Origin of the sequence: Streptosporangium sp. NPDC049046, assembly GCF_040649155.1 — a bacterium.
Taxonomy (GTDB): Bacteria; Actinomycetota; Actinomycetes; order Streptosporangiales; family Streptosporangiaceae; genus Streptosporangium.
The window spans coordinates 130198-142599 of sequence record NZ_JBEZEZ010000005.1 but is presented as its reverse complement, the minus strand read 5'-3'; the positions used below and the strand labels follow the sequence as shown (position 1 = coordinate 142599).

Below are 12402 nucleotides of genomic sequence, written 5' to 3'. Positions count from 1 at the left end.
TCGTGGTTCCGACCCTGCTGGGCCGTATTCAGACGCGCCTGCTCATGCTCGCCACCGTCGGCGTGGTCATCACCCTGCTGATCGTTCCGCTGCTCCCCGGTTCCGGGCCGCTCTCCGGCCGCTACGTCAACGGCCTCCTGGTCATCGCGGCGGTGGCCGTGCTGGGGGTCGTCTGGGAGCTGATATACCACTTCCTGATGCAGTTCAGATGGGAGAAGGACTGGCCGACTCTCTTCGGCCTGCTGACGCTCGTCCCCGAAGGTCTTGTGCTGTACTTTTTGCTACGGTCCGGTGCGGTTGATTTCATCGATCCGGTCCCACCGGCCGCCTTCTGGACGCATTTCACCGTCGTCTGGGTATGCATCTGGTTGGTGACGAACGGTCCCATGAGGGTGCCGTTCATCCGATGGCGTTTCCGGGGAGGGAGAGTTCTGTGACCGACCAGGGCTTCGGAGTGGTGCGTCCGCTTCCGGGCAACGGGCTGGTGGCCCACGAGGGTGGCCTGCTGCTGGTGTGCGACGCGGCCGAGGCCGTCGTTGAGGATCTGCTGGGAGCGCTGCGGGAGACCGCGGCCTCCGGCGGCGACGGCAGGGCGCTGGCCCGCCGCGTCGCCCAGATCCTCGCCGCCATGATGGGTGAGCCGGTGGCGTGCGCCGTCGCCGGCCCCGTCGGCGGGGGAGTGGCCGTCCTGGTCAGCGGCCCCGCGTTCGCGTCGGTGACCGGCGCGAACGGTGAGATCCAGCTCGCGGGGCGCGACGCGCTCACCTGGTCCGACCGGCTGGTTCCCGGCCCGGTGACCCGGGTGGAGCTGCGCCTGCCCGATGCGGAGGCCGCGCACCCGCTCTCCCGGCTGGACGCCGGGGTGATCGTCGCGGGTGGGGTCTCGTGCGACCCGACCGAACCGGGCGCCGCCCCGCGTGCCGTGCCACGGGCGGAGTCCGCCGCCCCCCAAGGGCAGCACGTCCAGCAGGCACAGCACGCCGCCCCCCGGATGGAGCCCGCGGTCCCCGAATCCGTCCCGATGTCCGCGCCGCCCGAGCGGTCGGCACCTCCCGCGTGGTCGGCGTCTCCGGAGCCTCCGCCCTACCCCATGGGCCCGGCCGATCCCTACCCGCCGGTCGCCCCGCCCGCGGAGCCGCGGCGCGAGCCGCAGCCGCAGGGGTGGCACTCCGAGCCGATGCCGCAGGGCCCGCTCTCCTCTCCCGGTCACCCGGGTGTGCAGTCCGGCGGTCCCTCCACCGGGCCCGCTCCCGCGGTCGTCCACCACGAGGACATCGACACCGCCATGGCGAGCGGGATCGGCGGCGATCCCATCGACGTGCGCGACCAGCCGTTCGAGTACGAGTTGCTGACACCCGGGGGAGCGCAGCAGCCGGGAGGCGAACCCTCCGCCGCTCCCGCGCCCGGCCCGGCGGCCGAGCCCGAGGCGCGGCCGCTGGTCTACGGGGTCGACTGCAAGAACGACCATTTCAACGACCCTCGCGTTCCCTACTGCGCGGTCTGTGGCATCGCGCTGGTCCAGCGCACCCTCGTCCCCTACAAGGGACCGCGCCCGCCGCTGGGGGTGCTGCTCCTGGACGACGGCCTGACGCTGCGGCTCGACACCGACTATCTGGTGGGCCGTGACCCCGAGCGGGCTCCCGAGGTGGCGGACGGCTCGGTGCGCGCGGCCAAGGTCACCAGCCCCGACGGCTCGGTCTCCCGCCGTCACCTGCGGGTGGCGCTGGACGGCTGGGACGTCAACCTGGTCGATCTGGGGTCGGTCAACGGCACCCAGATCCAGCCGCCCGGTGACCCCAACTTCTACGACATCCCGCCGAACGAGCCGGTCGCGATCCTGCCCGGCACCACCGTGCGGATCGGCGTCTCACGCACCATGCGCTACGAGTCGCACCGCAACCGCTGAGGAGCACCCCTCGCCTTCTTCGGCGGCACGGCCGTGGGCCGTGCCGCCGATACGCGTTCAGGGGGGGCGGTCAGGAGCGTAAGGCGCTCCGAGCCCGGGGGCAGGATCGGCAGGGCAGGCGTCAGGGCTGCGGGATCGGGGGGCGCAGGGCGGAGACGGCCTCGGCCCAGTCGACGGGGTCGGGGTCCTGTTCGGCGCGAACCAGCAGATGAACGTCTTGGGGGACGTTCGCCGTGTCTGCGGCGACGACCAGCGCGCCCTCGGGGACCGGGCCCGAGGTGGCCTCCACCCCGAGCTTGGCCAGTCGCTGGGCCAGCGCCGAGGCCCGGTTCCCTCCGGTGACGACGAGGGGACGCCCCCGCAGTGTCGCGAGGCCGAGCGCCACGTGGGCGGCGGCGTCGCCACCCGAGCCGTGGTGCACCGCCACCGGCTCTGAGCCAGGCCCGGCCTGCTCGAACATGGACGGCGGCACGGGCATGGCCACGGTCACCACGCGGCAGGTGGCGCCGTCGCGCACATCGGCGTAGCCGGGGATGTCGGCGGGCAGCACCAGCAGGTCAGGATGGGCGCCGGAGACCAGCCCCGGCAGCTCGCCCGCCACGTCCGCGCTGAACCGGCTCACCACCCTGCTGTCCGAGCCGCGCTCGCGGGCCGTGGTGGCCAGTGTCTCCAGCTCGTGAAGGGTCTCGGCCAGCTCGGCCAGCTCCGAGGAGAGGCCGCTGCCGACCTCCAGGCGTCCCGAGGGGTAGGGACGCAGGTGGCCCAGGACCACCTCGGATGGGGTCGACGGGGACGTCGAGAGTGCCAGGGCGGTGGCCAGGCCGACGAGCGGGGCCTGCTCGGCGGGGGGATCGGGTACGACCACCAGCACCCGGTGGGCGGCGGTCACCCCCAGGGCGGCGCGCTCGGCGTCGGCGATGTCGCGGGCCACCCGCCTGTCGGGGTAGAGCCTGCGCACCAGCGGACCGGTCATCGCGGTCGTGACGAGGGCCATGACCACCATCAGCGAGTACAGCTCGTCGTCGAGCACGCCCTTCTGCAGGCCGACGGTGAGGATGACGATCTCGGTGAGTCCTCGCGTGTTGAGCAGGGCCGCGAGCGTCCAGGACTGCCGTCCGGGCAGTCGCTGCGTCCGGGCCGCGGCGTAGGAGCCGAGCAGCTTGCCGCCGATCGCGACGGCCAGGATCGCGGCGAGCGTGCCGAGACTGGACAGGTCGAGCTCGCGCAGGTTGACGTTGAGCCCCGCCACCACGAAGAACATCGGCAACAGCAGCAGCACGGCGAGCTGCTCCAGCCGTTCCAGGATCTCGTGGTTGAGCCGCTCGGCTCCCTCGCGGGGCATCACCGCGCCGAACACGAACGCCCCGAAGATGAAGTGGACGTGCATCCACTCGGTGGCCCAGGCCGACCCGATCAGGCCGATGAGCACCAGCGAGAGCAGTCCGGGCGTGAGCCGCCCGGCCTTCTCGTACGCGGGCACCAGGCGGGCCAGCAGGGGCTTGACCACCAGGAACATCACCAGTGCGTACGGCAGGGCGAGCAGGACCTTCCACTGCCCTTCGGCCTCTCCCGCCCCGGCGATGCCCACGACCACCGCCAGAGCGGTCCAGGCGAGCACGTCGATGACGGCCGCGGAGGCGAGGGCGAGGCCGCCGAGCGTGATGCGCTGCATTCCCCGGTCGGTGAGGATCCTGGCCAGCACGGGGAACGCGGTGGCGGACATCGCCGCCCCCATGAACAGCACGAACGGCAGCGTCCTGTCGCGGCCCACGTGCTCGCCCGCGATGCTGAGCGCGAGCACGCACCCCAGGACGAAGGGCACCACGGTCGAGCCGAGCGCCACGGTCACCGCGATCCGGCCCTTGCCCCTGACCAGCTTCTGGTCCAGCTCCAGGCCGACGACGAACATGAACAGCACGAGGCCGACGTTGGCCAGCGCCTGCAGCGGGGGCCGCATCTCCGGCCCGAACAGCTGGTCACCGATGAGGGGGCCCAGCAGCGTGGGGCCCAGCAGGATGCCCGCCACGATCTCGCCGATGACCGGGGGTTGGCCGAGCTTTCTGGCCAGTGCTCCGAACAGCCGGGCCGCCGCCAGGACGATGACGAGGTCGAGCAGGAGCAGATCCATGTGCAGCACTTGCGAGCACGCTTTCCGTATGCAAAGAAAAGCCCCGAGAATGTCGAGGGCGACGTTACCGTGTGGGGGATGTCGCCGCGAACGTCGCGCGGGTATGGAGGGAGACCGTTGGTGGAAGGCATCGCCGATTACGAGTTCGTCCGGTCACTGGGGGCGGGCAACCACGGCGAGTTCTACTTGGCGAAGAGGCCGGAACGGTTGCCCGTCGAGGCGGACCTGGTCGCGGTGAAGGTGGTGGGCGGCACCGGGAGCGACGCGTTCCGCCGCGCCACGAGGGAGTTGAAGGCGTTCGCCGCGGTGCGTTCCCCGTACCTTGTGCGGCTCTACGACGCCGGCCAGCAGGGCGGGGTGTTCTACTACTCGATGGAATACCTGCCGGGTGGCTCGCTGGCGCGTCCCGCGGAGCGTCCCTCGCGTGAGCGGGTGCTGCGCGCGGTCGCCTGCGTGTCCCACGCGGCGCAGGCGCTGCACGAGGAGGGCATCGTTCACCGCGACATCCGTCCCGGCAACGTGCTGCTCACCGAGGACGGTGGCAAGCTCTCCGACCTCGGCCTGTCGCAGGTGCTGATGCCTGGTGCGACGGTGACCGGGATGGGGGACATCGGCTCGGTGGAGTTCACCGACCCCACGCTGCTGCAGGGGGAGACCCCCACCCCCGGGGGCGATGTGTGGTCGCTGGGCGCGACACTGCACTGGGCGGTGAGTGGCAACGGTCTTTACGGGGAGCTGCCCACCCACGACCCGCTGCTCACCCTGCGCAAGGTGTACAGCACGACGCCGTCGATCCACCCGAGCCTGGAACCGGAGCTGTCGGACCTGGTCCAGGCGTGCCTTGGCGACGCGGCCAAGCGGCCCACCGCCAGGGGAGTGGCCGACCGGCTCTACGCCCTGCTGGCCTGAGAGTCCCGCGGCCTTGGGAGGTCCGCGCCGGTCCGGGACGCTCCGCGGGTGCCGGCCCTGAGGGTTCCGGGCCGGTGGCTGTCCGGCCGCCCGGCGCGTTCTCCGGCGAGCGCGGTGGGCCTCGTCCGAGGATCGGGCGGGACCGTGAGGCCGCGCGGGCCTACCCGCCGGTGGGACGGAGGCGGTCGAGCTCGGCGTCGAGCATCCGTTCCAGGCGCGCGGCGTCGAGTCTGTCGGGATAGAGCAGGTGGTGCGCGCTCAGTCCGTCGACGAGGGCGAGCAGCCGCTCGGTGACGTCGTCGAGGTCGTCGGCGGTGGTGATCTCTCCGTCGGCGGCCGCCGCACCGAGCAGGCTGCGTACCAGGTAGCGCAGTTCCTCGGCCTCGGCGCGCTGCGCCTCCAGCATCGCCGGGCTGGTCAGGCTGCGGCTCCAGAAGCCGATCTCCAGCCCGCTCTCGCGGGCGCGCTCGTCGTCCAGCGGGAGGTTGTCGAGGAGGAGTTCGCGCAGCGCGGCCAGACCGGTGAGACCGGTCAGCTTGCCGCGCAGGCGTTCCACGATGCGTCGGTGCGAGGAGCGCAGCGCCGACAGCATGATGTCGTCCTTGTCGGTGAAGTAGTGGGTGAGCACGCCGTTGGAGTAACCGGCCTCCCTGGCGATGGCCCGGGTCGTGGCGGCCTCGATGCCCTCGCGCAGGATGACGCGGCGCGCGGCCTCCACGACCTCTTCGCGGCGCTCGCCGTGATTGACGATCTTCGGCACCTCGCTCCTCCCTGAACGGATTCGTTGACATTTTAGTCGGTCGCCCGTCTATTATCCGCTGAAGACATGAGGAGGACTCGATATGACCGTCGTCACCCTCGGTGCGCACATCGTGGACGTGCTCGCCAGACCGGTGGAGTCGATCCCCGCCGGCCAGGACACCCACCTGCTGGAGCAGATCCGTGTCACCGCCGCGGGCGCCGCCGCCGCGACCGCCGTCGACCTGGCCGCGCTCGGTGTCCCGGTGGCCTCGGTGGGGGCGATCGGGGACGACGAGCTCGGCGACCTGCTCGTCATGATGATGGGGCGGCGCGGGGTCGACGTGACCGGGATCGTCCGCAGGCAGGGGGAGCAGACCGCCGCCTCGATCCTGCCGATCCGCCCCGACGGCGGGCGCCCGTCCTTCCACGTTCCCGGCGCGAACCTGGGGCTGTCCACCGCGGACGTCGCCCGTGAGACCGTCCTCGGCGCGCGGGTCGTGCACCTGGGCGGCATGGACGTCACCTGGGGCCTGTACGACCCCGCGTTCTTCGCGCTGCTGGACGAGGCGCGAGCGGCGGGCACGATCGTCACCATGGACCTGCTGTCCAACATGCCAGATCTCATGCAGGGGGTCCGCGTCTTCCTTCCTCACGTCGACTACCTCCTGCCCAACGAGGAGCAGGCACTGCTGATGAGCGGCGCCGGTGAGGCGGGGGATGTGGAGGAGGCCGCGAACGCACTGCTGGCGCAGGGGGCCTCGGCCGTCCTGGTCACGCTCGGCGCGGACGGGAGCCTGATCGCCGACGCGAAGGGCGTCACCCGCGTTCCCGCCCTTGACGTCCCCGTGGTCGACACCACCGGCTGCGGCGACGCCTACTGTGCCGGGTTCGTCGCGGGTCTGGTCGACGGCCGTGACGTGGCCGGTGCCGCGCGGCTCGGCACCGCGCTGGCCGCCCGGGTCGCCGGGGGCCTGGGCTCGGACGCGGGTCTGGACGGTGCGAGGGAGCTACGGGACGAGAAGTGACCCCGTCGTTCACGCACCCCGGCCCCGCGACCGTACGGACGGCGGGGTTCGGCCGCGGAGCCGCCGAACCCATCCAGACATGACCAGAGACGAAAGGACGGCGCATGTCCATCGACGCCAAACTCAGGGAGCGGGCCGCCAAGGTCGTCCCCGGCGGCATGTACGGCCATCTCAACGCGGCCCTGCACGGTCCCGCCTACCCGCAGTTCTTCGTCGGGGGAGAAGGATGCCGCCAACGTGACGCCGACGGACGTGAGTACGTCGATCTCATGTGCTCGTGGGGACCCGTCGTGCTCGGTCACCGTCATCCCGCCGTCGAGGGCGCCGTCGCCGCACAGCTCACCGCGGGCGACTGCCTCAACGGTCCCGGTCCCGTCTACGTGGAGCTCGCCGAGCTGCTGGTGGAGACCGTCCCGCAGGCCGACTGGGTGATGTTCTCCAAGAACGGCACCGACGCCACCACCCAGGCACTGATGGTCGCCCGCGCCGCCACCGGCAGGACCAAGGTCCTCATGGCGCACGGCGCCTATCACGGGGCCGACCCGTGGTGCACGCCCAGCCCGGCGGGGACCACCCCCAACGAGCGTGCCGACCTGGTCGAGTTCACCTACAACGACCTCGCCAGTGTCGAGGCCGCCGCGGCCCAGGCGGAGGGCGACGTCGCCGCGATCATCGTGACGCCGTTCAAGCACGACTCGTTCGAGGACCAGGAACTCGTCGCCGCGGAGTTCGCCCGGGGGGTGCGGGCCCTGGCCGACCGGATCGGGGCCGCTCTGGTGATCGACGACGTGCGCGGGGGCTGGCGGATCGACCTGGGCGGTTCCTGGGAACCCCTGGGCGTGCGCCCCGATCTGTACGCCTTCAGCAAGGCCATGGCCAACGGCCACCCGATCGCGGCGGTCACCGGTGTGGACTCCCTGCGCGGGCCCGCCCAGACGCTCTACTCCACCGGCTCCTTCTGGTTCAACGCCGCCCCGATGGCCGCGGCCAAGGCCACGATCGAGACGTTGCGCGCCATCGACGGCATCGCCCTGATGGAGCGCGCGGGCACCCGCCTGCGTGAGGGCCTGGCCGCCCAGGCGGCCTCCCACGGCTTCACGGTCAACCAGACGGGGCCGGTGCAGATCCCGTGGCTCTCCTTCGAGGGCGACGCGACGCTGGACAAGGGCATGTTCTGGGCCGCGGCCTGCCTGGAGGAGGGGGTCTACCTCCACCCGTGGCACAACTGGTTCCTGTCCGCGGCCCACACCGACGCCGACATCGATCGGGCGCTCCAGGGCACCGACGCCGCCTACGCCAAGCTCAGGGCCCGCTTCGGCGCCGACTGAGACCCGGCCGGGGCTTCCTGATGGGCCGGATGTTTGGGATCGCCCGCGACCTCCGGGGCGGTGCACGGCCGGTGCCTGGAGTCGCGGGCGTGACGATCCGGCCCCGATCGACCCGCGGCGGACGATCACCGCGGGTCGATCGGGGCCGGCGCTCGGACGTCGTCCAGGCTAGCGCCGGACGTCGTCTCGCAGGCGAGACCACTGCAGGTCGTCCAGGCGTGTGCCGTCCGGGCCGGGCAGCATCCCACGCAGCAGCGCCTCGCGGGTGAAGCCCGCGCGCTCCAGCACGCGGTGCGAGGCGACGTTGCCGGGAGAGGTGCCCGCGATGATCCTGGCCAGGGGGGTGTGCTCGAAGACCCAGCCGACCAGCAGGTTCACCGCCCTGGTGGCGAAGCCCCTGCCACGGAACTCCGGTCGCAGGCTGTAGCCCGTCATCGCCTGCCCCAGCGGGGGGATCACCCCGGTGAGCTGGATGTCCCCGGCGAACGCGCCCGTCGCGGCGTCCAGGATCGCGACCTCGGCGCCCCTGCCCGCCAGCCAGTTCGCGCCCGCGGTACGGCAGCGCTCCTCGACCTTCTCGAATGTGGAGGGTTCGGAAGGGACGCTGTACCTCATGACGTCGGGAAGGTTCCGCAGCGCCAGGTAGTCGGCGGTGTCGGAGACGGTGAGCCGCCTGAGCCGTACGACCCCGTCGGTGAGGGATCCGCCGGGGAAGTCCGGCAGCAGGGGCGGCACGCGCTCGCCGGAGTCGCCGCGCAGGCGCGCGAAGCCCACCAGGTCGTGCCGGGTGCCGTCACGCTGTTCCTCGGCCCCACGCCGCACGCCCTCGTGGTGGAACCCCGCGGCGAGGGCGACCCGCTGGCTGGCCAGATTCTCCACGTTGGCGAGCAGTTCGACGCGCTCGACCCCGTGGCGGAACCCCCACGCGGTCAGCGCGGCGGTGGCGGCCGTGGCCACCCCGCGGCCCCGCACCCAGGGGGCGACCAGATAGCCGATCTCGATGCCCCCGCGAGGACGGGCCATGAGGCCGATGTTGCCCAGCCACTCGTCCGTCGTCGCGTCCGCGATCGCGAAAGGGGCACCTCCTGTCTGCCACTCCTGGTGGCACCGCTCCATGTACTGGAGTGCGTCGTCCCGGGTGTACGGCACGGGGACGAGAGGGAGGAAGCGGACGATCTCCGGGTCGGCGCAGGCCCGGGTGATCGCCTCGGCGTCGGCCGGGGCGAGCGGCCTCAGGACAACGGGGCCGGCCGGAATCACATCATGGGAAAACACCCCATAACAGCTACCAGGTGCCCTCTTATGACGGCGAATCAATTTGCGGACGACCTACGCCCCCTCCGCCCTGCCCGCTCCCTTCTCCGATCTCTCCCGTCTCGCCCTCCCGGCGCCTCGGGGTTGGCACCCGTCCTGCCCGGGGGCCGTGTTCCGGACCGTCCGAGGACACCGCCGCGCGCCGATAACCTTGCGGTCATGGGTTTTCGCAGGCATGGGCCGTTTCAGGCCGGGGATCAGGTTCAGCTCACCGACCCCAAGAACAAGCGTCACACGGTGACGTTGAAGGAAGACGGCGTGTTTCACACGCACAAGGGCGGGATCCCGCACAGTGAGCTGATCGGCCGGCCTGAGGGCTCGGTGGTGCGTTCGTCCGGCGGCACCCAGTATCTGGCCTTCAGGCACCTCCTTCAGGACTACACGCTGTCCATGCCGCGAGGCGCGGCGGTGATCTATCCCAAGGACTCGGCCCAGATCGTGGCCATGGCCGACATCTTCCCCGGTGCCCGGGTGGTGGAGGCGGGTGTCGGTTCCGGCGCGCTCACCTGTTTCCTGCTGCGCGCCATCGGCTCCGAGGGCACCCTCACCTCCTACGAGCGGCGTCAGGACTTCGCCGAGGTCGCCACCAAGAACGTGGAGAAGTTCTACGGCGGTCCGATGAAGCAGTGGCGCCTGGTGGTCGGCGACTTCGTCGAGGCTCTGGACGAGAGCGACGTCGACCGGATCATCCTGGACATGCTCGCCCCGTGGGAATGTGTGGACGCCGCGGCCCGGGCACTCACGCCCGGCGGCGTGATCTGCTGTTATGTCGCGACCACGACCCAGCTCTCACGTACGGTCGAAACTCTGCGGGAGCACGGGAGTTTCACCGAGCCCCATGCGTGGGAGACCCTGGTTCGTGACTGGCATGTCGAGGGACTGGCCGTGCGGCCCGACCACAGGATGGTCGGCCACACCGGGTTTCTGGTCACGGCCCGTCGCATGGCCGACGGGGTGACGCCACCACCTCGACGTAGACGTCCGGCGAAGGGGGCACATGGCGAGGAGTCCGCGACTTCCACGTCTTCCGCCACATGATGACGATTCGGCCACGACGGTCCGTCTGAGCGTGACACGGGAGCAGACCTTCGTGTTCTTATACTTCTAGGACTAAAACCCCCAAAAGGGATTAATCACCACGCACTTAATGTAGTCATATGAACACCGCTCAGCCAGGTAAGGGACAGCCCTTAGATGGGTAGGGTTTTGAGTAGTCGGTCTCGACTGGGAAGGAGGTGACGCCGTGGCAGCTCGCGACGACGCTGAAGCTCGTGCCGCGCAGCGCGAACGGGAGGTCGCCGACCTCACAACACAGGTCTCCTTCCTGCAGGAGGAGATCACCGCGTTGCGTCGGAAGCTGACGGAGTCTCCCCGGCAGGCCAGGATTCTCGAAGAGCGTCTCCATGACGTGCAGGCGAACCTCGCGGCCGTAACCGGCCAGAACGAGCGTCTGGTGGCCACCCTCAAGGAGGCCAGAGACCAGATTGTCGCCCTGAAGGAGGAGGTAGACCGGCTGGCGCAACCGCCATCCGGGTTCGGTGTGTTCCTCGAAGCCAGAGAAGACGGCACGGTGGAGGTCTTCACCGGTGGCCGCAAACTCAGGGTGAACGTGAGCCCCGCGGTGGAGGTCGAGTCGCTGAAGCGTGGCCAGGAGGTCATGCTCAACGAGGCGCTCAACGTCGTCGAGGCCCTCGGCTTCGAGGACCTCGGTGAGATCGTGATGCTCAAGGAGCTCCTTGAGGACGGCCGGCGTGCGCTGGTGATCTCACACGCCGACGAGGAGCGGGTGGTGAAGCTCGCCGAGTCGCTGCTGGACCAGCCGATCCGGGCGGGTGACTCCCTGCTGCTCGAACCACGCTCGGGCTACGTCTACGAGCGCATCCCCAAGTCCGAGGTCGAGGAGCTCGTCCTGGAGGAGGTGCCCGACATCTCCTACGAGGAGATCGGCGGGCTCATGCGGCAGATCGAGCAGATCCGGGACGCCATCGAGCTCCCGTACCTGCACGCCGACCTCTTCCGTGAGCACAAGCTCCGCCCGCCCAAGGGTGTCCTGCTCTACGGGCCGCCCGGCTGCGGTAAGACCCTCATCGCGAAGGCCGTCGCCAACTCCCTGGCCAAGCAGGTCGCGGAGAAGACCGGCCAGTCCGGCAAGAGCTTCTTCCTCAACATCAAGGGTCCCGAGCTTCTCAACAAGTACGTCGGCGAGACCGAGCGGCACATCCGCCTGGTCTTCCAGCGGGCTCGCGAGAAGGCCTCCGAGGGGACCCCGGTGATCGTGTTCTTCGACGAGATGGACTCGATCTTCCGGACCCGAGGCTCGGGCGTCTCCTCCGACGTCGAGAACACCATCGTTCCCCAGCTCCTGTCGGAGATCGACGGTGTCGAGGGTCTGGAGAACGTCATCGTGATCGGCGCCTCCAACCGCGAGGACATGATCGACCCGGCGATCCTGCGGCCCGGCCGCCTGGACGTCAAGATCAAGATCGAGCGGCCGGACGCCGAGGCGGCCAAGGACATCTTCTCCAAGTACCTCATCCCGGAGCTCCCGCTCCACGCCGAGGATCTCTCCGAACACGGCTCCAACCGTCAGGAGACGATCTCCGGCATGATCCAGCGGGTCGTCGAGCGGATGTACACCGAGAGCGAGGAGAACCGCTTCCTCGAGGTGACCTACGCCAACGGCGACAAGGAGGTCCTGTACTTCAAGGACTTCAACTCCGGCGCGATGATCCAGAACATCGTCGACCGGGGCAAGAAGATGGCGATCAAGCAGTTCCTGGAGACCGGCCAGAAGGGCCTGCGGATCCAGCATCTGCTGGCGGCCTGCGTGGACGAGTTCTCCGAGAACGAGGACCTGCCCAACACCACCAACCCCGACGACTGGGCCCGCATCTCCGGCAAGAAGGGCGAGCGGATCGTCTACATCCGCACCCTCGTGACGGGCAAGCAGGGCACGGAGGCCGGACGCTCCATCGACACGGTGGCCAACACCGGTCAGTACCTGTAACCACGTGTGACCGGCGGCGCGGTTCCCCTCGTGGGACCGCGCCG

The 12402-nt window shown here is 70.3% G+C and carries 10 protein-coding genes; 7 read left to right on the top strand and 3 right to left on the bottom strand.

Annotated elements, in window-relative coordinates; translation table 11 throughout:
* The first annotated feature begins 2 nt into the window (after nucleotides 1-2).
* Together AB0B96_RS08785 and AB0B96_RS08780 are read left to right on the top strand one after the other, a co-directional pair.
* Nucleotides 3-437: a hypothetical protein gene (locus tag AB0B96_RS08785; protein WP_350947659.1), complete on the top strand. Its 435-nt coding sequence runs from the start codon at nucleotides 3-5 to the stop codon at nucleotides 435-437.
* A complete protein-coding gene (locus AB0B96_RS08780) occupies nucleotides 434-1906 on the top strand; it encodes an FHA domain-containing protein (protein WP_362897257.1) in 1473 nt (490 codons plus the stop codon). Before AB0B96_RS08785 ends, AB0B96_RS08780 begins: the two co-directional genes overlap by 4 nt.
* Before the next feature lie 121 nt (nucleotides 1907-2027).
* On the opposite strand, the gene AB0B96_RS08775 is transcribed toward AB0B96_RS08780, so the two are convergent.
* Nucleotides 2028-4034 carry a cation:proton antiporter gene (locus AB0B96_RS08775; RefSeq protein ID WP_362897392.1) on the bottom strand — a complete coding sequence of 669 codons (2007 nt, stop codon included), beginning with the start codon at nucleotides 4032-4034 and terminating at the stop codon, nucleotides 2028-2030.
* A 120-nt stretch (nucleotides 4035-4154) separates the two neighbouring features.
* Here AB0B96_RS08775 and AB0B96_RS08770 point away from each other — a divergent pair, with 120 nt between their 5' ends.
* Nucleotides 4155-4943: a serine/threonine-protein kinase gene (locus AB0B96_RS08770; protein WP_362897256.1), complete on the top strand. Its 789-nt coding sequence runs from the start codon at nucleotides 4155-4157 to the stop codon at nucleotides 4941-4943.
* A 160-nt stretch (nucleotides 4944-5103) separates the two neighbouring features.
* Here AB0B96_RS08770 and AB0B96_RS08765 read toward each other — a convergent pair whose 3' ends face one another.
* Entirely contained in the window at nucleotides 5104-5703 is a 600-nt protein-coding gene (locus tag AB0B96_RS08765; protein WP_362897255.1) for a TetR/AcrR family transcriptional regulator, read from the bottom strand.
* An 82-nt stretch (nucleotides 5704-5785) separates the two neighbouring features.
* Here AB0B96_RS08765 and AB0B96_RS08760 point away from each other — a divergent pair, with 82 nt between their 5' ends.
* Nucleotides 5786-6709 carry a PfkB family carbohydrate kinase gene (locus tag AB0B96_RS08760; RefSeq protein ID WP_350947655.1) on the top strand — a complete coding sequence of 308 codons (924 nt, stop codon included), beginning with the start codon at nucleotides 5786-5788 and terminating at the stop codon, nucleotides 6707-6709.
* A gap of 104 nt (nucleotides 6710-6813) precedes the next feature.
* Complete coding sequence (locus tag AB0B96_RS08755; RefSeq protein ID WP_362897254.1) at nucleotides 6814-8037, top strand: aminotransferase class III-fold pyridoxal phosphate-dependent enzyme; 1224 nt, start codon at nucleotides 6814-6816, stop codon at nucleotides 8035-8037.
* Between the two features lie 168 nt (nucleotides 8038-8205).
* On the opposite strand, the gene AB0B96_RS08750 is transcribed toward AB0B96_RS08755, so the two are convergent.
* A complete protein-coding gene (locus AB0B96_RS08750) occupies nucleotides 8206-9297 on the bottom strand; it encodes a GNAT family N-acetyltransferase (protein WP_362897253.1) in 1092 nt (363 codons plus the stop codon).
* Between the two features lie 213 nt (nucleotides 9298-9510).
* Between AB0B96_RS08750 and AB0B96_RS08745 the strand changes: the two genes are divergently transcribed.
* Both AB0B96_RS08745 and arc read left to right on the top strand, forming a co-directional pair.
* A complete protein-coding gene (locus tag AB0B96_RS08745) occupies nucleotides 9511-10389 on the top strand; it encodes a tRNA (adenine-N1)-methyltransferase (protein ID WP_350948291.1) in 879 nt (292 codons plus the stop codon).
* 205 nt (nucleotides 10390-10594) lie between these two features.
* Nucleotides 10595-12358, top strand: coding sequence for a proteasome ATPase (gene arc, locus AB0B96_RS08740; protein WP_362514351.1), 1764 nt, complete (start codon nucleotides 10595-10597; stop codon nucleotides 12356-12358).
* Nucleotides 12359-12402 lie beyond the last annotated feature (44 nt).